The organism is Fenollaria timonensis (genome assembly GCF_001457835.1).
Lineage (GTDB): Bacteria > Bacillota > Clostridia > Tissierellales > Peptoniphilaceae > Fenollaria > Fenollaria timonensis.
In genome coordinates this window covers 187,531-208,883 of record NZ_LN898230.1, presented here as the reverse complement: position 1 = coordinate 208,883, position 21,353 = coordinate 187,531, and the positions used below count along the sequence as shown (strand labels likewise).

Annotated in this window: 17 protein-coding genes and 1 pseudogene; all 18 read right to left on the bottom strand. The window is 29.4% G+C overall.

The genetic code is table 11. The features are described from left to right. Positions 1 to 56: 56 nt before the first annotated feature. Positions 57 to 566 (bottom strand): annotated as a pseudogene (locus BN3004_RS04060) (ATP-binding cassette domain-containing protein); the annotation flags it as partial. Positions 567 to 647: 81 nt separating this feature from the next. Continuing rightward, complete coding sequence (locus tag BN3004_RS04055; RefSeq protein ID WP_058259958.1) at positions 648 to 1,451, bottom strand: KilA-N domain-containing protein; 804 nt, start codon at positions 1,449 to 1,451, stop codon at positions 648 to 650. A 189-nt stretch (positions 1,452 to 1,640) separates the two neighbouring features. After that, entirely contained in the window at positions 1,641 to 3,161 is a 1,521-nt protein-coding gene (locus BN3004_RS04050) for a recombinase family protein (RefSeq protein WP_058259957.1), read from the bottom strand. Positions 3,162 to 3,509: 348 nt separating this feature from the next. Further along, the gene (locus BN3004_RS04045; RefSeq protein ID WP_058259272.1) at positions 3,510 to 4,589 is read right to left on the bottom strand and encodes an IS30 family transposase; all 1,080 of its coding nucleotides are present in this window, start codon (positions 4,587 to 4,589) and stop codon (positions 3,510 to 3,512) included. Between the two features lie 82 nt (positions 4,590 to 4,671). Next, positions 4,672 to 6,174 (bottom strand): recombinase family protein, encoded by a 1,503-nt coding sequence (locus BN3004_RS04040; RefSeq protein WP_196792479.1) that lies wholly within the window; start codon positions 6,172 to 6,174, stop codon positions 4,672 to 4,674. Further along, positions 6,167 to 7,885: a recombinase family protein gene (locus BN3004_RS04035; RefSeq protein WP_058259956.1), complete on the bottom strand. Its 1,719-nt coding sequence runs from the start codon at positions 7,883 to 7,885 to the stop codon at positions 6,167 to 6,169. The genes BN3004_RS04040 and BN3004_RS04035 overlap by 8 nt, the downstream gene beginning before the upstream one ends. A 98-nt stretch (positions 7,886 to 7,983) precedes the next feature. Beyond that, the gene (locus BN3004_RS04030; protein WP_000332792.1) at positions 7,984 to 8,151 is read right to left on the bottom strand and encodes a hypothetical protein; all 168 of its coding nucleotides are present in this window, start codon (positions 8,149 to 8,151) and stop codon (positions 7,984 to 7,986) included. A 414-nt stretch (positions 8,152 to 8,565) separates the two neighbouring features. Beyond that, a complete protein-coding gene (locus BN3004_RS04025) occupies positions 8,566 to 8,976 on the bottom strand; it encodes an RNA polymerase sigma factor (RefSeq protein WP_005956601.1) in 411 nt (136 codons plus the stop codon). Between the two features lie 202 nt (positions 8,977 to 9,178). After that, positions 9,179 to 10,354 (bottom strand): ISL3 family transposase, encoded by a 1,176-nt coding sequence (locus BN3004_RS04020; RefSeq protein ID WP_058259955.1) that lies wholly within the window; start codon positions 10,352 to 10,354, stop codon positions 9,179 to 9,181. Positions 10,355 to 10,707: 353 nt separating this feature from the next. Beyond that, positions 10,708 to 12,072, bottom strand: a complete 1,365-nt coding sequence (locus BN3004_RS04015; RefSeq protein WP_058259954.1) for an MATE family efflux transporter — start codon at positions 12,070 to 12,072, stop codon at positions 10,708 to 10,710. Between the two features lie 21 nt (positions 12,073 to 12,093). After that, positions 12,094 to 13,839, bottom strand: coding sequence for an ABC transporter ATP-binding protein (locus tag BN3004_RS04010; protein ID WP_006701969.1), 1,746 nt, complete (start codon positions 13,837 to 13,839; stop codon positions 12,094 to 12,096). After that, positions 13,840 to 15,552: an ABC transporter ATP-binding protein gene (locus BN3004_RS04005; protein WP_019117373.1), complete on the bottom strand. Its 1,713-nt coding sequence runs from the start codon at positions 15,550 to 15,552 to the stop codon at positions 13,840 to 13,842. A gap of 15 nt (positions 15,553 to 15,567) precedes the next feature. Next, positions 15,568 to 17,067, bottom strand: a complete 1,500-nt coding sequence (locus BN3004_RS04000) for an ABC transporter ATP-binding protein (protein ID WP_432416306.1) — start codon at positions 17,065 to 17,067, stop codon at positions 15,568 to 15,570. Further along, positions 17,064 to 17,738, bottom strand: coding sequence for an energy-coupling factor transporter transmembrane component T family protein (locus tag BN3004_RS03995; RefSeq protein ID WP_000687642.1), 675 nt, complete (start codon positions 17,736 to 17,738; stop codon positions 17,064 to 17,066). Before BN3004_RS03995 ends, BN3004_RS04000 begins: the two co-directional genes overlap by 4 nt. Positions 17,739 to 17,755: 17 nt before the next feature. Continuing rightward, positions 17,756 to 18,358 carry an MptD family putative ECF transporter S component gene (locus BN3004_RS03990; RefSeq protein WP_058259952.1) on the bottom strand — a complete coding sequence of 201 codons (603 nt, stop codon included), beginning with the start codon at positions 18,356 to 18,358 and terminating at the stop codon, positions 17,756 to 17,758. 141 nt (positions 18,359 to 18,499) lie between these two features. After that, a complete protein-coding gene (locus BN3004_RS03985) occupies positions 18,500 to 19,486 on the bottom strand; it encodes a helix-turn-helix domain-containing protein (RefSeq protein ID WP_432416305.1) in 987 nt (328 codons plus the stop codon). A gap of 14 nt (positions 19,487 to 19,500) precedes the next feature. Then, entirely contained in the window at positions 19,501 to 20,262 is a 762-nt protein-coding gene (locus BN3004_RS03980) for an alpha/beta fold hydrolase (RefSeq protein ID WP_019117148.1), read from the bottom strand. Next, a complete protein-coding gene (locus tag BN3004_RS03975; RefSeq protein WP_019117149.1) occupies positions 20,246 to 21,325 on the bottom strand; it encodes an NAD-dependent epimerase/dehydratase family protein in 1,080 nt (359 codons plus the stop codon). Before BN3004_RS03975 ends, BN3004_RS03980 begins: the two co-directional genes overlap by 17 nt. Between the last annotated feature and the right edge of the window lie 28 nt (positions 21,326 to 21,353).

The window sequence follows — 21,353 nt, the reverse complement described above, 5'->3', positions numbered from 1 at the left end:
ATAATGTTTTATTCAATAAAATAGGTGAAGATTTCTCTCCACCTATAATCAATTTATTAAGCACAAACTTCATTCATAAATATTACGCCATCGAACTTCTTTAGATATTCTTCGTCGTAATCGTGTGTTATGACAAGTCTTAAGACGCCGTCTAAGTTTGTGATTATCTTCTTGACTTCTCTTGCATTGTCTGGGTCAAGTCCTGTTGTTGGCTCGTCCAGTATAAGTATCTTTGGTTTTCTAATCATAGCTCTGGCTATGGATATTCTTTCTTTTTCTCCGCCAGAGGCTTGAAGTACATCAAGTGTACCCTCTTTTTCTTTCTTTGCTAAGCCTTCGAGATTTAATTTCTTAATTATCTCTTTATATTCTTCGCTCTCTTCTTTTATAGAGCTGTCATACATTGTGATATTGTTAAATAAGCTATCTTTAAATATCATGGCTTCTTGTGGCACTACTGCAACGCTTTCAAACAAGGACTTTTCTGATATTTCGTTTAAGTCTTGTCCGTAGACTGTAACTTCGCCTTTGTATCCGTCAAGCTCTTTTGTTAATAGTCTTGCAAATGTTGATTTACCCTACAATGTCAAGCAATTGTTACATAAAATTAGACGATATTTCTATCGCCTAATTTATATACAAAACTTTTATTTTAACTTTTTTATACGTTCACTTTCTGTTAGAATCCTCATTTGTTCAATAGCAATTGCATTTAATTTTTCTATCCTTTCAGTTGCATCCATTCCCTCATTTATAAAAACAGCATTTAAGTTCTCAAGATTTGATAAACACACTAATTGTGATATATCAGCATAGTCTCTCATATTTCCTTTTAACTCAGGATTATTTTCACGCCATTCTTTTGCTGTCATTCCAAACAAAGCTACATTTAATATATCTGCTTCACTAGCATAGATATAGTTTATTCTTTCCTTTGATAATTTTTCAGGGACAAGATTATTCTTAATTGCATCTGTATGAATTTTGTAATTTATCTTAGCTAAATTCCTCTTGATATCCCAACCTAATTGTTTTTGTTCTTCTTCTTTTAAGCGCTCAAACTCTTTAATAAGATAGAGCTTAAAATAAGGTGATACCCACGACGCAAATTCAAAAGCTATGTCTTTATGTGCATATGTTCCACCATATCTTCCTGCTTTGGCAATAATTCCGATAGAATTCGTCTTATTGACCCATTGTTTAACCGATAAAATAAAACGATTAAAACCTGCTTCATTTTTAATTCCCTCGAATTCGGTGGAATTAAAATTCGCATTATACATTTCTTCCCATATTCCTAAAAATTCAATTGTATTTTTATTCCTTAGCCATTTTTCTATCAGTGCCACACCATTTTCAACATTTCTAACCATGTCGGTTAAAGAAATATAATCTCTATTATCTATGGCAATAATGCTAATTTCTGATCCTTCCACATTTATTTTAGACACAAAAATCACCTCACAATATCTCATTTTAACTATAATTATATCATTTTTTTGTTTGTTCCTAAATATTTACCCTATCAACTCATAGTAAACAGTACTATTTATTTCCGCAAATTTTCTCGCCATTATTTACATTTTGGCGTATTAAAATTAAAGTTGGCGAGATTATGAGTTACTTTTAATACTATCCATCTATATTTCTACAATTTCTATTTCTCCACTTCTTGATACAATTATCTTATCAATTTTATTGTCTAAATAAGCCTTCAATAAACTTTCTTCGTCTAAGACTGTAATATCCGTTTCTTTCCTTGGATCAATCTTCTCTGACTTCAATTCTTCCAATTTACTCTCTAATAATATCTTTTTATCTTGGATAAAAGTTTTTTCCTTTAGATACTCCTCTTTTGAAATATTTTTCTTTTTATAGTTTTCATAGATGATTTGTAAATTGCTGTTTAATATGGATATTTCCTTTAGAATCTCTTCTTTTACATTTTTGTGTTCTATAACTTTCTCTTCATTTAATGTATTTTGAATCTTAAAATCTTTTAATTTTGGTTTTATAAGTTCAATAATATCTTTCTCTTTGATATTGTTTGGTGTTTTCTCAGCTTTACATAAATTACAATAATAACTTTTATACTTGTATATTTTATCTGAATTCTTCTTTTGTCTACTGTCACATCGTAAACTCATATGTCTACCACATTCTTTACAAAAAATCTTATCAGAAAAAATAGAACGATTTTTGTTTCCTGTATATCCCCCAAAACTTCGTTTTTCTTTTATTTTCTTAACCTTATCAAACACTTCTCTTGAAATAATCGATTCATGGGTATTTGGAAGTATTTTCCACTCCTCTTCAGGAAGTAAAATTCTTTTTCTTCCACCTATTTTTGTTTCTTTGAATTTATTATATACATAATCTCCTGTATATAGTTCGTTCCTTGTAATCTGTGAGATAGCTGCATTTGTCCAAACTCTTTTCTTTACCTCACTTCCAGTAATTAAATTTCCAGTATAATCAGAAAGTTTCAGTTCTTCTTTTCGTTCAGAGCGTGTAATATAACCTTTTTCATTAAATATATTAGCCACTTGAATACACGAATATCCTTTTAGCAATAAATCAAAAGCTTCTTTAACTATAAAAGCTGTTTTTTCATCAATGATGATACTATGTTTATCTTTTGGATCTTTAATATATCCAAAAGGTGCTGCCCAATTTATATTTTTCCCCTGCGATTTAATTTGCCTAATAGAACTTCTTACCTTTTCAGATAATTCCTTACTGAATAAATCATAATACAATGTCTTAAATTGTGTATCCATATCTAATCCATTTCCATTTTCGTTTATGGAATCATAACAATCATTGATAGCAATAAATCGTATTTTTAGAAATGGTAATATATTGCTTAAGTAATCCCCAAGCAAAATATAATCTCTTGAAAACCTAGACATATCTTTTACAATTATAGTTCCCACTTTACCACTCTTTATATCCTCAATAAGCCTTAAAAAGGAAGGTCTATTTGTATTAGTAGCAGAATATCCATCATCTACATATTCTTCTATTTCACAACTTTTTAAAGAGGCTTCATTTTCAATGTAGCTTTTTATATAATCTCTTTGATTTGCTATACTTTCACTTTCATCCACTTTGTGATAATCTTCTTCAGAAAGTCTTAAATATATAGCTATCTTATTCATGCTCTACCTCCAACTGCTTTCCCACATCTTTATCAAGTTTAAACTTAAAATATATGGTAACCTGCTTATACTCTGATATTTCTATATGACTAATTAATGTATCGACCAATTCTTTATCAACTTCTATGCTTTTAGCATCCAAGCAGCAAAATAGTACATCTATAAATTCTATAATTTCTCTTTTTTTCTTTTTTATATTTCTTATTCTTTCAGCAAAAACTTTTAATTCATTTTTTAAGGTTTTTATTTGATTATTTATTTTTTATAAATTGCAACAATAAGTTAGCCACCCAGACATCATATAGACTAAATGTATAGTATAGCTTAAAAGTATTTATTTTTATTAAACTAGATACTTTTAAGCTGTTTTATTTCCTTTATGAACTCTTCTTTTGCAGTTTTGTAATTAAAGATTTTTCTTGGCAAATTATTCATCCACTCGTTTATTCTGTATATTTTTTCTTTTGATACTTCTTCTATTGATGTGCCTTTTTGTATAAATCTTCGTATTAATTTATGTTGACATTCACTAGTTCCTCTTTCCCATGATGTATATGGATGACAAAAATATATATCTACATATTCTGCTAATTCTGATAAGCTTGAAAATTCTGAACCATTATCTGATGTTATACTTTTAAATATTTCTTTGTTTAACTGCGCATTATCTTTTAAGAATTTAAGTCCAATGTCTACTGCATCGGGTGTTTTTCCATGTATTTTTATCAGCTTTTCATATCTTGTTTTTCTTTCTACTAATGTAAGTAGTACTGGATCTGTCTTTTTCTTTTTACCTATAACTGTATCTATTTCCCAGTGGCCGAATTCTTCTCTTGTTTGTATTTTATCTGGTCTTTCTTCTATGGATATGCCAAGCTTTTTCTTGTTTTGTCTTGTTCTTCTTGTGCTATTTTTGTTTTTTCTCTTTACTTTTTCTAGTAGATCTATATTTTTTGTTTTCATTAGTGACTTATTTATCCAGTTGTAGAGGCTTTTTGTTGATGGTATTTCTGATGATGGAAAGAGTCTATTTGCTTTTGCGTATCCAACACATACATCTGGAGACCATTTATCTTTTAACATTTTATTGTCTGCCCATTTAAGAAATTCGACTATATCTATATATTTTGGTCTTCTTCCGCAAGAAGATCTATTGTTTATATATACCTCATAATTAGTTAAGGCAAAGTATTTTTCATCGTAGTAAGTATATGTTTTGTTATTACTTTTTATTATTCTCTTTTGCTTTACTGTGCCTTTCTTTATTGCGTTGTTTATTGTCTGCGGGGCTCTATTTAGCCTTCTTGCTATCTCTCTGTTGCTATGTCCATCTATTTTCCATGCCTGTATTAATGACATTTCATGTAGTGATAGATGTGAATTTTTCTTGCGTTCTGTAAATTCTATGGTATAATTTATATGAGTCATGTGTACCTCCGTATAGTTGTTTTTTTGTTTGTTACTAATACTATACCATATGTACACATGATTTTTTTATTTGGTGGCTAAGTTAATTATACAATCTTCCATTATTTATTTTTTTACTTTCTATTTTAAAATCACTTAAAAGAACCTCTCCTTTAACATAGTTTTCATATTGTTCTTGTAGATTGATCCTAAGAGAAGCAATCTTTTTATTATTTACATCTGTTTTTAGAGAAACTTGATTTATCTTTTCAGTACTTATATTTTCTAAATATATTTTTAGTCGTAATCTTTTATCCTTTTTATAAAAGCTTGAAACCAGTCTTTTTAAGGTATCTACTAAAATTTTATCTAGGTCTGTTTCGTATATTCTTACATGAGATTTTTCTAAGTTTAATCTATCTCCACCTTTACAATAATAACAATAGCAAATCTCATCATGATATTTCAGTCCTCGTGGTCCATATTGTTTTTTCAAATATCTGCCACAAACACTGCACTGTATGAGGTCGTCATACTTTCCTTCTTTTTTATGATCTCTTTGAATTTTTACTCCAACATTTTCTTTTCCGTCTTTTATTATGTTTTTCAGTGAATGGTAAGGTAGATAGTTTTGTTTTTTCTCCTTTATCTCTCTGATATTTTCAAATGTAGTTTTGTCTATTAAACCTTCGTGGGTGTTCTCTGTTATAATCCACTCTTCTTTATCACGAAACTTACTTTTCCTACTTGGATCATGTCTATTTGAGTATACTCTTTGAATCAAATTCCCAATATATACTTCATCAGAAAGCATTTTTGATATATAAGAAATATCCCATTGTTTTGTATCTTCTTTATCCTTAAAAATTTTACCTGTTCTTTTATATTCATCAGGTGTCGTATATGTTTTAGTCAATTCTCTTGCTATTTGCATATTGGATTTACCTTGACTTGCCATATAAAAGATAAGTCTTACTACATCTGCTGCCTTTTCGTCCATCACCAGAACTCTTTTTCCATCAATTTTATCAACCTTATAGCCATACGGAGCCATCGCTCCTATAAAAGACCCTTGTTTCATTTTTATTTCTTTAGATGCTTTTATTTTCTTTGAAATATCTTTTGCGTATAAATCATTGAAGATATTTTTTATTGCTATTTCATAACTCTGATCTGATTTTATACCGTCTTTAGTATCAAGATTATCATTTACGGAAATAAATCGAACTCCCAAAAATGGAAATACTTTTTCGATATAGTTTGCGATTTCTAAATACTCTCTACCAAACCTTGACATATCTTTTACTATGATACAATTTATCCTGCCTGTTCGAATATCTTCCATCATTTCAATAAATGCAGGTCTTTTAAAATTTGTTCCAGAATACTCATAGTCCTTGTATACTCTTAAAATCTTTATATCTTTTTCGTTTGCAGCATTTATACAAAGTTCTTCCTGCATTTCTAGTGAATTACTTTTATCCCTGTAAGCTTCCTTTCTTTCCTGTGATAATCTAGCATAAATACCGGCAATGTATATTTTTTCAATCACTTTTACAACTTCTGTTTCTGATTGTGATATATGCCTATTTTTTGTTCTAGCCATAGCATACCTCACTTTCAGCACTTACAAGACTTTTATTCATAACAGTGGGTATAGTTTTTGACTTCCTGGTTTTATCGATACTTTTCTTTTTTATAGTGTTAGCTTTAATGTCAGACTTATCCATTTTTGTCATTTCTTCAAGTAAAGACAATTCTTCAGTATGATTAAACCTAACATCTATCGTCTTATCTTCAGAAATAAAAATTTTATCAATGAGCATCACAACAGACAATCTATCTATTTCCGATAAATTTTTATACTTGTTAATGTCGATGATCCAACTCTTATTTTTGTCAATCTTCTCCTTAGTATCTTCCTGTTTTTTTAATCTATACTCGATACTTTCATCTAATTTAGTCAATTTCTCTGTATAGTTTTTTCTAAAAAGTTGATATTCTTCTTTACTAATAACATCCTCTTTTAGGTCAAGGTATAGAGAAGATAAGAGTTCTTCTGTCATCGCTTTTTCTCGTTTTAGTATAGGAATTTGATTGTCTTTCAAATTTTTATTTATATCTATACGCTGAACTTTAGAATATAGATTTTCATTAAATTCAATGTAGGACTTCATTATTTTAGATACTGCTTTTATCAAGGTTTCTTCTTTTATGCTGTGTCTTGTGCAAGATTTTTCCTTGTTGTACTTTGAACAGATATAGAATATCTCTTCTCTTTTTTTATACTTTACAGTCCTTCTAATCAAAGAACTTCCACATTCTTTACAAAAAAGCATTCCTGTAAAAATATCAATTTTGTCCTTTCCACGAGAATTATTCAAATCTCTTTTTAACATAGTATTTGCAATAGTAAAAACTTCTTTACTTATAATTGATTCATGGGTATTTTCTACTCTTATCCATTCTTCTTTCTCTTTTTCTATCTGCTTTTTATTTTTATAACTTAAAGTAACACTCTTCCCCTGTAAGGTATTTCCAATATATACTTCATTTTCTATAATTCTATTTACTGTCTTTGCTGACCAATTTCCACCTTTTGTATTTTGAAATCCATTGCACTTAAATCCTTGACTTTCTTTATATTTTCTTGGAGTTAAAACTCCTAAATGATTTAGTTCATCTGCAATTGCCTTTGAGGAATATCCCAAGAGTTTCATATCAAATATATTTTTGACAATATCCGATATCTCTTTATCAATCACTAACTTGTTCTTATTCTCCTCAGACTTTTTATATCCATAAGGTGCAAAAGCACTGATAAAGTCTCCTTTTTCTCTTTTTATCTTTTGAGAGCTTTTTACCTTATTGGAAATATCTCGGCAATAACTATCATTGATGAAGTTTTTTATAGGAAGTATAAGATGTGTATCGTTTATATCTGCACTTTTACTATCGTAATTGTCATTTACTGATATAAATCTTATACCGTTTTCCGGAAATATTCTTTGAATATATTTTCCAGCTTCTATATAATCTCTTCCGAATCTTGATAAGTCCTTTACAATAATTGTATTGAACTTTCTATCATAGGCAGCCTTTATCATTTCTTTAAAATTGGGACGATCAAAATTTGCACCTGAATACCCATCATCCACATACTCTTTGACAATTGTAATTTGATTTTTTCTTGCATAAGAGTTTATAATTTCTCTTTGATTGGATATAGAGTTACTTTCTGTTTTTTCGCCATCTTCTTTTGATAATCTTAAATACATAACTGCCAAATTTTCTTTTGCTAAATTGTTTTTAAACATAAAAAAGCCTCCTTTAATTCAATTTACATACAATAAATCGAACCAAGGTTAGGCTTCCACAAAAATATTATAACGCTCCTTATATTTTTTGTCAGCCCCTAATAGACAGAAAATTTTTCTTTGATGTATTCCTCTACTAAATTTTCTAAGCTAAATCCATTTTCATTAAATTTAACTTCTATGTTCCAACCATCAATTTGATTTATCATCTGTTTATCTTTTTTATCTGTTTTCATTTCAGTGTTTATATTATGTTCATCACACATAATATCTTCTCCTTATATTTAAATTTTTAAGTTTTTTGACATTAACAGGCGTGTAGGTCACGACATTGGAATTTCACCACCGCCCCTTTTCAAGATGAGCCGGCAACAACTGTAGAAGTATCATTATCCCCATTTGCTTCAATGCATCAGTTTCCTAGGCTGAATATATAATTTCTTTTTGTCGCTCGTTTTCTTTTATCCTTCTTTTAACTAGAGTATTTATTTAAACCGAAATCCTTATCAGCAGAAAAGTTATGGCGAAGAAATTATAAAGCTCCACAAATGGTTAATGTCCTGTCTTGGTCTATTCAGTTGTCAAGGTTCAAAATTCTTTCAATTTCTTTTTTATATAAAAGAGGACAAAATTCCCCTTCACTTTATAAAGGAAAATTTGCCCTCTTTGGTAACCAGAATTTATAGTTCTTCTATAAATTTCTTTAGTTTTTCTAAAATTTTATCTCGTCTTTTAATTAAAGTTGGATGTGAGATATTTTTAGTCTTTGCTACTGCACGAAGTGTTTCATCATTGAAATATAATCTTTCTATGATTTCCCGTTCATCCTTATTTAACTTTGACATTGCATTTCTTAGTGCTTCAATCATCATTTGTGTAGCTACAACTTTTTCAACATCAACATTTTTATCTTCTAGATTATCTTCAAAATTCCCATCGTGATTTAGAGACGAAAAAAATAGCAAGTGGTTTTTCTTGTCCACCTGCTCTAAATATTTTTCGTGTTCTCTTTCTTGCCAGTAGACTTTGTATATCTGCTCACTTACTTTGATTTTTTGCCCACCGACATAAAGGTAATATTCTTTTGTCATTTATATTTCCTCCATTCTTTTTTTGGGCTCTATGTCAAATATTGGGGAGACTTATTGATTTAAGTCTCTCTTTTTATGTTAAAACTAACATTTGCACGTTTTTAATTTATATACTTAAAATAACACAAATTTATGTAATTTTTGCATGACTAATAAACCTATATAGGCTTATTAGGTTTTTATGATGTTTTATATATATATTTTAGTCTAAAAGCATTATTCTTTTTCTGAACCTCTCGAAGTTTCTCATACCAAAGCTGTTTCTTTTTAGTGTCTTTATCTTTGTATGTTTTCCTTCTAGTGCTCCATTTGAATGTTTGTAGTCAAATGAGTTTGTAATTTCATCAGACCAGTTTGTAAAGGCTGTTATACATGATTTAAACTCTTTAAGTTTTGATTTTTTACATATGTCTATCCATGCGTTTACCTTGTATTGTGCTTGTTCTTTGTTTTTCTGCACTAGAACTTCTTGATAGAAGGATTCTTTTAAGCCATATGCTAGTCTTAGCTCTTCGCTTATCTCTAGCATTAGAGCTGCTTCTCGCTTTTGATCATCATTAAGTTTTGGCATTGGTTTTGTAAGTATGCTTTTACTTCTTTTTAGGTATATTCTCATTTCTGCTGATGTATCTTTTTGTATTCTCTTTCTTACGTTTTCTAAGCTCCAAGAGACTTGTCTTACGAAGTGATATTTGTCTGCTATGTGTACTGCGTTTTTAAAGTATGCGTTTTTAACGTTTTTAAATGTTTTTGACATATCGCTAACAAATATCTTTACATTTTCTCTTTCTTCTTTTGGTATGTTTTTAAAGTATTCAAACAAAATATTTTCTTGCCTACTTTTAACTATGTCTATGATTTCATGTGTTATGCCATCTAGAAGTGAGCATTGATACTTGTATGAACCGCTGTCGCCTTTAAACTCGTCTATTAAAAGTACTTTTGGAAGACTTTTTCTCTCTACTGATAGGTAAGATAGGACTCTTGTAACTGTTGATGTGCTTACTGAGTATCTTCTTGATATTGACTTTATTGAGTAAAGCTCCTTAAACTCTCTAGTTATGGATGCTATTAGTCTTTTTGTCATTGTCATTTTCTTTGCTACAAGATCTGTTTTGCTATTGATTCTCTTTCCGCAGCACTTACAGTTGTATCTAGTTTTCCTTAGCTTAATTATGCATTTTTTACCATGCATCTGTGTATCTTTTATCTTTTGAATCCTGTGGTCATGAACACAAATATGCTTAGAACCACAGTATGGACAGCTCTCTAAGCTTTTAGTTCTTGCTTCTATGACTACTAAGCTTTCACTGTCTTTAATTTTATCAACAACAACATCTTTACAAGCTAACAAATTTATGGTATTATATTCTTGCACTTGTACACACCTCCTATGTTGTAGTGGTATTTTAAGTATAGGATAAAATGTGTGCAAGTGCAACTTTTTTTTGTAATTTTATCAAAAAAATATCTATTGAGGTTTTACTCCCCAATAGATATTATACAGCCTTTTTTTGTCTTTATGTTTTCAGACAAAAAAAGGAGGACTCCTGCTCTTGGGCATGGTTAGTCCTCTAGAATGAAAGAAACTCTTTCTAATAGTAATTGTATTTAATTTTTTAACTGAGTTATCTAACTTGTAAACAGCGTAAACCAAAGAAAAAAGGTAAATTTACTTTAATTATATTTTTTTGCATATTTTACCTCCATTCTTTTAAATCAATCCACTCATTATTCATTACTTGAATTTTTCAAACCAATTTTATCCATCCTATTTAGTTCCCCAAACATCATTACTACACCAACTATTATCATAATTAAATCTACAAGGGGTTCAGCAAACCATACTGCTTTAACGCCAAATATCATTGGTAAAACAATCATGGCAGGTACGAACAAAAATAACTGTCTTAGCATTACTATTATGCCAGCTTTTTTAGCGCTTCCTATTGATTGGAAGAATGTTATAGTCATTACCATTACTCCATATAGGATAAAGATAGAATAAAATAATCTAAAGTTCCCTATCCCTTGAGTTATAATACTTTCTTCTACTCCAAATAAGGAAAGTATATTCTTTGAAAATGCTAATGCTGGTATCCAAAATATTGATGCAAGAACTAATCCTCCGATAGAAAATACTTTCATAGCTTCTTTTACTCTGTAATATTTTTTCGCTCCAAAATTTGTACCAACTACAGGTTGTAAACCTTGACTCATTCCCCAAAGTGGAATGAATGAAAAGGCATATATTCTAAGTGTTGCTGCCATCAAGATAGCATTTGTATCTCCGCCATATTTAAATGACATTTTATATAGCATTGTTTGTTGAATCATAAATAAAATTTGCATCATCATAGCAGATGAACCTACGCCAAACATTTCTTTTTTTATTTCCTGATCAGGTTTGATTTTATTTATTTTTACTGCTTTACTTTTATATTTGAAGTAATGGAGTGTTATAATCGCTTGAACAAATTGTGCTGTAATAGTTGCAAGTGCAGCCCCTTCAATTGCATATTTTCCCATTAATTTCATTAGAATGGGATCAAGAATTATGTTTAAAAAAGCCCCTAGCCCCATAATAAGCATTGCTTTTTTCATTAATCCTTCTCCACGCATAACCATGTTTGCTGATTGAGTAAAGTTTACAAATAAAGAACCAAGGAAAATTACTCGTAAATATCTGATACCATATTCTTTAATTTCTCCACTTGCTCCAACCATATCTAAAAAATGTGGAGCAAGTAAAATTCCGCCTATTGTAATAATTGATGAGAATAGAATAACCCAAAAGATTAAATTCCCCATAATTTTATCAACTGTTTTTTGGTCACCCTTTCCTATAGCTCTTGATAAAACTGATGCTGAACCTACACCTATGAGTGTAGATACTCCACTATTAAAAAAGGTAAGTGGCATAGCTACACCACAAGCTGTCATTGCAGTTTGTCCTATAATATTTCCTGCAAAAATTCCATCCATTAGTGGATAAAGACCTATTACTATCATTCCTATTACAGCAGGGATAGATAATTGAAAAAGTAAATCTATAGGTCTTTTTGTTAATAATTGTTCTTTCATATCTTGTTTCATAAAATCATCCTCTATTAAATTTTATTCAATTTTCCAACCAGTAGCTTTTTCTCTTTTCTCAATAAAGCTCTTGTATATGTGTGATTTTTCCATAAGCTCTTTATGTTTACCAATACTTTCAATATTTCCTTTATCCATAACAACAATTTGATCAGCATTTTTAATAGTTTCAAGTTTATGTGCAATCACAATTACAGTTTTATCTTTTAACAAATTGTTTAAAGCAGTTATAAGTTGTTGTTCATTTTCTGGATCTACACTTGAAGTAGCTTCGTCAAGAATAACAATTCTGCTTGGTTTTAGCATAGCTCTTGCTATAGATATTCTCTGACGCTCTCCTCCAGATAAATTTGAACCACCCTCTTGTAAAACTGTGTCATAACCATCTGACAACTTCATAATAAATTCATGACACTGTGCTTGCTTAGCAACATTAATAACTTCCTCATCACTAGCTTCTGGATTTCCGAACTTAATGTTGTTTTTTATAGTGTCATCAAATAAATAGACGTCTTGAAAAACAAAAGTGAAATTAGATAACAGATTGTCATACCTAAAATCTTTTATGTTATTATCATCAATCAATATTTCTCCAGAATCTACATCCCAAAATCTAGCTATCAAATTGCAAAGTGTTGTTTTTCCACTTCCAGAACCACCTACAATTGCTGTAGTCTTACCTTTTGGAATATCTAAATTTAAACGGTTAAATAAGTTCTGTTCGTCATATGAGAAGTCAACGTCCTTTAGATTTATATCTCCTTTTTCAAAGCTTGTTCTTGTGCCTTCTGAAATTGTTGGTAAATTCCTAAGTTTAGCAATTGAATCCAAGTTTTGTATAGCTATTCCTCTAACGTTTTGCATACTTCCAGCCATTTCAAAACCAGAAAAAACAATAAAACTTGACACTACAAGCATTACAGCTTTATAGTGATCAATTTCTCCTATACAAAATCTATAAATAGCTGAAAATATAATAAGACAAATCCCTAATTTAAATATAATTAGAAATATCAAAGCAGCAGGTGCTACAGTTTTTTCAACATTTATAAAGCCTCTTCTATTTTTATAAATCTCTCTGTCCAATTCTTTAGTCATTTCACCACTTTTTCCAAACGACTTAATGACGCTAATACCTTTAACATACTCTAAAGTAGATGCATTTAGATTTATTTTTAACGCTTGTAATTTTTTAGTCAACTCATCTGATTTCTTTTGAAAGATAACATTGCATAACATTCCTAAGAATAAAGTTCCTAAAATTATAGAACCTGTAACTATATCAAACGGAATCATAAATATCGCCATTATTATAGTTTGAATTACTCCCACAAATAAAGTTTCTATTATATTAACTCCTACGGTTTCAAGTTCACCTATAACTGTGGTTAATCCGCCTGAAATGTTTCCAAGGCGATTACTGCTAAAATATCCCATATTCACTTTTTTTAGCTGATCACCTATATATAGCCTATTTTCTGCTCCCATATTGTAAGTTGCGATGTATTTATTTCTATCAGCCATATAACTAGATAATATTTTCCCTACTACACTTAGTAGAGCTATTGCAAATACGACATAGATGTCTTCTTGTGTAATATTTCTTCCTTCAAATATATTTTGAAATATTTTAAGTAAAAGCAACATTGTAGCTCCAAGGGATATTCCCTCAAATATACTTTTTAATACTTCAAAGAAAAACATCTTGCTAATTTTGGAAGATTCTTTTCCAGCGACCCAATATAACTTGTGAATTAATTCTTTCATTTACTCACCCCTATCGTTTGATAAACTTATGTGTGATTTCCACATTTTTGCATATGTTTCACTTTTTCCAAGAAGTTCTTTATGAGTTCCTTCTGCTTCAATTTCCCCATTGTTTAATACTATGATCTTATCGGCTCCTATTATTGTAGAAAGCCTATGAGCAATCATAATAACCGTTTTATTTTCAACTAATGCATCTATAGATTTTTGAATTTCAGCTTCATTATCTGGATCAGAATATGCTGTAGCTTCGTCTAATAAAACTATTGGGCTATCTTTAAGCAAAGCTCTTGCTATTGTAAGTCTTTGTCTCTCTCCTCCAGACAAGTTGCTCCCAGATTCTCCAATTATGGTTTCATATCCATTAGGAAGACTCATAATAAAGTCATGACAAGAAGCTTTTTTACAAGCGTCTTTTATCTCTTCAATACTAGCATTTTGATTTGCCATTCTCATATTATCTATAATACTTTTTCTAAATAGATAATTTTCTTGTGATACATAGGTTACAAGTTCCATGTTCTTTTCAAGAGAAACATCTTTAAGATTTACATTTCCTACGGATATTTTCCCTTTATTAATGTTCCAATATCCCGCAATTAGCTTAGCAATAGTGGATTTTCCACCGCCAGAATAACCAACAATAGCTGTAAGTTTATTTTCTTTTGCACTAAAGGATAAGTTATCAAAAACTTTTTTCTTATCATTATAGGCAAAACATACATTTTCAAAATTAATATCGTATGATCTTATTTTTTCCTCTCCATTACCTCGTTCTAACTCTGGTAACTCCATAACATTTTTTATTTCATCTATTACAACTCTTACATTCGCCATAGTATCCATATGACTCATAGCTTTAATCAAAGGTTTGTAGCAGGCATAAGATAATAAAACACACATTATTAGATTGCCTACTTCAATACTTCCATTCATATACAAGTATAAAGAAGTTGGTAAAACAAATAATAAAGTTGATGGTAAAACTTCCATTGCTGCTGTCATATAGAAGCAAACACTTAAATACCAATTTAGCATACTGTCTCTATTACTATTTACAGCATCTACAAATTTTCCATATGATGATGCAGATTTATTGAATGCCTTTATAACTTGAATACCTCTAATATATTCAACAGCTGTTGTATTCATGTTTTTTGCGGCTTCTTGATAATTTCGTGATTTTTCTTCATATCCACCCATCATTAGAATTGAAAATAACACCCCTAGTGGTAATGTAATAAGATTTGCAATTCCAATCCTCCAATCCATTATAAAAATAATAACTACTAAAGCGATTGGAATGATAAGATTAGCTATTACTTCAGGAATAACATGAGCTATCGGTTGCTCAATTTTATTCAAAGTTTCTACCATAAACTGAGTCCATTCTCCACTAGATCGTTTTTCAATTTCTCCCATTGATAATCTATTAATTTTTCTTACAAGTTTCTTTCTTTCATCCTCTATTATGCGAAATGCTAAGTTGTGAGAAATTAAAGTTGAAATCTCATGAAAAATAACACTTCCTATTAACCCAACTAAAATAAGCAAAATTGGTCTTATATAGAATTCTAATTCTGTATTATTAATTGCTATATTTTGAGTAATCTTAGCTAAAGCAAAATATGGTACAACACTACAAAAAACACCAATTACTGCAATAATAACTGATGATAAAATTTGTCCTATATGCTTTTTTAAAACTTCCATTACGCACCTCCTAAATTATTTAGCCTCCATAGCTCTTAACAGCTGTCCTATATTATCAATATAAAAATCTTCTGTTATTATCCCATTCTCTAGTTTTACAAGTCTATCACACGTCTTTGCTATAAATTCAATATCATGAGAAATTATCAAAAATTTTGTTCCTTTTTTTTGTTCCTCTTTGATTAATCTCCCCACCTTATCCATACTCCTGAAATCAAGCCCTGATGTCGGCTCATCCAATATAATAAAAGGTGTTTCTCTCAACATAGCTACGCATAGAACCAATCTCTGTTTTTGACCACCTGATAAAGTTGCTGGATGCTTATCTCTTATATCAAATAATCCAACTTTTTTTAAAAGTTCCTCTGCTTTCGTGATATAATCTTCTCTATTTTTTAACCCAGTTAATAATTCATCCATCAAATCTTCCCCAAATAATTGAGAGTCTAAATCTTGAGGAATATACCACACTTTGCTTAACCTCATCTTTTTATTAGCTTTGAGTCCATTTATCTTTATTTCTCCATCAGTCTGATTTTGAATCCCAGAATAAATTTTACCGAGTGTACTTTTACCTGTTCCATTTATTCCTACTAAAGCAATAGTCTCATTGCTATCAAATTTAAGTGACACATCTTTTAGTACGAAATTATTTTTATATTTTTTACTAATATTTTTCACCTCAAAATCAAAAGAATTGTCACTACTAATTTCTTTTTCTTTAACTTTGTGGTCATCTACAACAATATCATTAAGATTTATTGAGCGTAAGCCCAATGCATTTAAGTCTTTTGAACTAATTTTTTCAAATTCTTCTGCTTTATAACTATTTATTAAAGATCCATTTTGTATCAATAAATACCTATCAGCTATTCCTTTTAAATAAAATAACCTATGCTCAACAATTACTATAGTTTTTCCTTCATTTTTTAAGTCCATTACAAGTTTTGAAAATTTATATATTGATTGTAAATCAAGATTTGCAGATGGTTCATCAAATACATAAATAGATGGTTCAATGGCTCTTGCTGAACAAATTGCTACTTTTTGCCTAATTCCATAGGATAAATTGTATATCCTATTATTTAGCAATTTATCAATATTCATTCTCTCAGTTGATTCATTTACTCTTCTTGTTATTTCATCACGCTTATATCCCAAATTTTCCGGTCCAAATGCAATTTCTCCATTAACTTCATTGGCAAAAAATTGGCTTCTAGGATCTTGAAATACATTACCGACTAACTTTGCTATCTCCCATGATTTTAAATTTCTGATAGATTTGCCATCAATAAATACTTCTCCATCTAAATTTCCTTCGTAAAAATTTGGAATTAATCCATTTATAGCCCTTGTCAAAGTAGACTTGCCACACCCCGACTCCCCTATAATTACACAACATTCACCATCTTTAATGTCTAAATTTATATCTTTCAACTGTTCATCTTTATTGCTATTATATGAAAAAGATAATTTTCTAATTTCCAGTTTATTATTCAATGATGCACCTCTCATATAAGACATAATATAAATAAAACAAAGCTTGCAGTTATTATAATTATGTCTAATTTACACAACTTGTTACTATAATATGAATCCCTTTTTATTGGGTTTTCAATTCCTCTAACAATCGCTGCTGCTGATAATTCATCTCCTACTTTTATAGAACGAAAAATTAAAGGAACTATAGCATATTCAAGAGTCCTCAAAGGATTTGATAAAATATGAAAAAAGTTACCTGTAAATCCCCTTACTTTCATAGCTTCTTTTATTGTTCTAAATTCCCCAGCAATTGTTGGTACAAATCGAATAATTACCGTTAATATAAGTACAAAATTTCGTGGCAACATTAATTTGTGAAATATTGAAATTAATTTTCCTGATGGTATCTTAAAAGTTAAAAATCCTGCCATGATTGGAACTATGAATTTATACAACATTCCCAAAAGCATTGGTGAAATTATAACTACACCACTAGGTATCATTTTTAATAACCAAAAAGTAGTAAAACTATATATCATAAAATAAATTATGCTCTGTTTGATAAAACCAAAATATGCTAAAAGCATACAAAGCCATCCTACAAACAGAGCATGCATATAGTAACTTTTTGTAAATATTGACACCATACAGGAAATAATAGTTAAAAAAAGACAAGTTATTCCACTTATTTTTTCTATTTTCATTTCCCATATATCTCCATTTACTCTAAAATACCCGCCTTTTTAAAGTGCTTTTTAAGAATTTTTTGTGCAAACAAAACACCTAAAGCAGATAATATAACGGTTATTGTTACACCTAATAATAGTAGTTTTGGTGAAGATAACAAATTATATTGCAATGTTAATGTCTTATCTGCAAACCCACTCTCTAAAGCTTGCTTTTGATAAGATTCCCAAGCTATCCAACATGGAACTCCTATTCCCATGAACATACCAGCACCATAAACACTCCAGCCAATCATATTTCTTATTGGATTTATATAAGTATCTTTGCCTATCATTACTATTTCACACAAAATAGCAAGTCCAATAAAATATGGAAGCATAAACACATAACCCATAGCTGCTGTGATAAGACCATAAATTAATATCCATATAAATAATAGCCCGTGTTTATTAAGTCTGTTAGCTGCTACTAAGTAGAAAATAGCTCCTATAAACATTTCAATTCCAGCAGTACCATAAATATATACAACTGGAACAGCAACCATACTCATTCCAATAACAATAGAAATTGCATAAAATAAAGCAATCATAATAGCTACTGTTACTACATCTTTTGTAGTCATTTTTTTATTGTTCATAAAACACCTCCGTTAATTAATAAAATGTACATAGAATGTGTATAGAGAATATTTACAAAAAAATATCCATCTCAACTTTATTATAAAGTAAGATGGATATTTTTTTTATAACCTGACAGCTCTTTATTTGCTCTAAAAAGGTCAGATGGATTTTTTTCTATATTCTTGAGGAGTTTGCCCAAAATGTTTTTTGAATGACTCAGAAAATTTACTAGGATTCAAATATCCTGACAAATCAGAAATCTCTCCTATCGACATTAAGGGTTTATGAATTAATAATTTAGCAGCGGCTTCTAAACAATTTTCCCTAATAAAATTACCTATTGAGCTTCCAGTTATGTATATAAAACATCTCTTCAAACTGGATTCTGAAATAGCATATTTTTTTGATAAATCAGAAATAGAATATCTTTCAAAAGGATTATTTAAAATCGTCTTATATGATTCTACAGTTGCTTTATATACTGGTTCTGAAAAAGACGTTAACTTAAATGTATCTGAACTTTCAAATAAATTTAAAAATAATAACAACTCTATTGTTTTTATAATTGAATAAGAAAGTCTTATTCTAGAATCTACTCTATAAAGTTCACTAATAACATGGTCTATCTCATGACGTGAATGAATAATTAAAGCTGCACCATTTTTACATAAACGGTCTTTTATTTCTAACAAATCAATTTTTGCGTACGGAAAGTATTTATCAATAGATTTTTGTGCCTTTTCAATATCAATAAATATTGAAAGTCCCACATATTTTTTTGTTGGTATGCATGAATCTTCAAAAGGAACTTTACCTATTTCGATTACACTTAGATCGCCTTTACCTATCAGAGCGCGTTCATTATTTTCAAGTTTAAACTCATAACATCCCTCTAAACAATGATCTATTTCTAAAACCCCGCTTTTAGGATTTATTTTTTGATATGCTGTCTCCATATTTAGGATATTATAAGATAATTGAATACCTTCAAATAAATTGTAGCAGCGCATTTCGCCACAGCCAGTAGAATTTTCAATTGTATAAATTTTACATTCATCAGTAACCTTTTTTTCAGAAAACATATATCCTTCAAGGACATTTTCTATTATATCAATTTTATTTAATCTCAGAATTATCCCCTCCAATATATTAATGTATCCTATAAGACTTTTTCAATTTCATTTATAATTAGCTCTGGATTTAATCCTAATACTTCAGCATGTCCTACATTATCAAAACTAACAACTCTTACATCACTTATGGATTTACTCCTGATTAAATCGACATATTTGCTTGCATAAGTTTCTTTTTTGCCAAACATTATACAAACAGGCATTGTAAGCTTTTCAACTTTATTTTTAATATCATATTTATATGCCATCTTAAAAGCTTGGTATAATGTATCTCTTGTAATAAAAGGATACATCATATGTTTCAAAGTTATAACATCATTGTCTCCATAACCCATTCCTTTTCTCACATCTTCTATTAAATGAATTCCGTTTTTTAAATTATCAAATTGTTCTGCCATAACTTTTGAAAATGGTTCAATCATTTCTCCCATGCTCTCATACTGACCACCATCGATAATTAAGTTATTAACATTTATTTTCTTATTCAAAGAAATTTGTAATGCAATACTTGCTCCTAATGAAATCCCATATGCACATTCTATATTTACTATATCTTCAAGCATCAATGATTTTTCTAAATCTTCAGCAACATCCTCTACTGAACTTAACCTTCCAAGTGTATTGTTTCCATGTCCAGGTAATTCTGGGGATATAATACAATATGTTTTACTGAGTTTAGCAATAATACTCTTAAAACAATTTGCATAACTAAATCCCACACCATGAATAAGCAAAATCTTTTTGTTTGTTTTGTCTCCAACAATATTTAAATTATAATTCACTTTCATAATAATTTTCCCCTTCAAATTTTTCATTTATACTGTAATTGATATTTAAACTGTCAATGTCTTGTATAATTCTATCAATTTTTATGATATCCATAGCATAATATATACCGTTTTTAAATGTATTCTCTAAAATTGACATTGCTGTATAACCCAACACAATAGCACTCATTTCACTACTTGATGAGCTATCAATACTTATTTCAACTGATGAAGTTCTCCCATTTATTCTCCCCCTTCCACAAATATTTAAATAGCTGTATGTTTTACCTATTCCGACCTCTTTCTTAAAGTAATTTAAAATTTCATCTATGTCTTTCTTGTTATCAATATAAATATTTTGTTGCATTTTTTGTACAATCATTTGCATTTTACTTAAAATTTCACTTGAAAATGAACAATTGTACCAATTAGCTTGTTTTAAATTATATTTTTTAGCTACTCTTAATATCTCATTGGTTAAATAGTTATACATTTTATATTTTTTGTTTTTATATTCTTCTATCTTATAACAATTATTATTAATTACTTCCCCATCAATATAACTACTTAAAGATTTTCCGAAACCAGATAAATTAGTTAATATGAAATCCTCAATCGCTGAATAACTCGGTACTTCATTGCTTATATTAAATCCCTCAATCATTAAGGGAACTTCGAAATGCTCTGCAACATATTTTAACATTAATCCCGTTAAGCCAGGAAAATACCCAGCAGACAAAATAAATAGATTTTTATTTTTAATATCTTCCAGTCTATCTTCTAAAAAAGATTCTCCTGATGGATCTATATAAGGAACGCCAAAATCACTAGCAATTCTTGCTATATTTTCTCCATTAATAAATGAAGCTCCCGCACAATTTAAAATAATATCGCATTTTTTTATGAATTCCCTTAAAGCATCTATATCACTAACTTCTAATTTCATATATCTACAATTTTTATCATCTGGGACGTAATTTTGATTATAGGTGGCAAGAATTGAATAATTTTTTTGCTTCAATATATCAATGCATCTTTTACCAATTTGTCCACTTCCACCCAAAATACCTATAATTTTTTCCAATTTAACCTCCTAACTTAAAGCTTATTTT